The organism is Streptomyces sp. DT190, assembly GCF_049846985.1.
In the GTDB taxonomy this organism is placed as follows: Bacteria; Actinomycetota; Actinomycetes; order Streptomycetales; family Streptomycetaceae; genus Streptomyces.
The window spans coordinates 1-434 of record NZ_JBNCNM010000081.1; the positions used below are offsets into that span (position 1 = coordinate 1).

General features: G+C 73.7%; 1 pseudogene. It reads right to left on the reverse strand.

Annotated features, from left to right (window positions below):
* Window positions 1-434, reverse strand: a pseudogene (locus ACPXCS_RS39695) (phosphoketolase); the annotation flags it as partial.

Here is a 434-nt window from a genome sequence, read left to right on the forward strand (position 1 = left end):
TGTTCGTCGACGTCGAGGGTGGCGGCCTGCCAGGCCTTGCCGCTGGCGCCGTAGACGGCCTGCAACCGGTTGGAGGCGGTCTCGTCGGGGCCGACCAGACGGAAGTCGCGCCGGCCGGCGGTGTCCTCCATGACCCGGGCCAGGAGGTCGCCGAGGACACGGGTCGGTTCGTGCGTCGTCGTGCCCGGCTTGTCGACCGTGACGGCGAAGTCGTCCAGGGGCGGGACCGGCAGGTCGCGCAGCAGCAGTCCGCCGTTGGCGTGCGGGGTGGCGCCCAGCCTGCGCGTGCCGTCCGGGACGCAGGCCAGCACGTCGGGACGAGGGCTGCCGTGCTCGTCGAACAGTTCCTCCGGGCGATAGGAGCGCAGCCAGGCCTCCAGCTGGCGCAGGTGGTCCGGGTTGTCGCGGACGGCGGACAGCGGCACCTGGTGGGC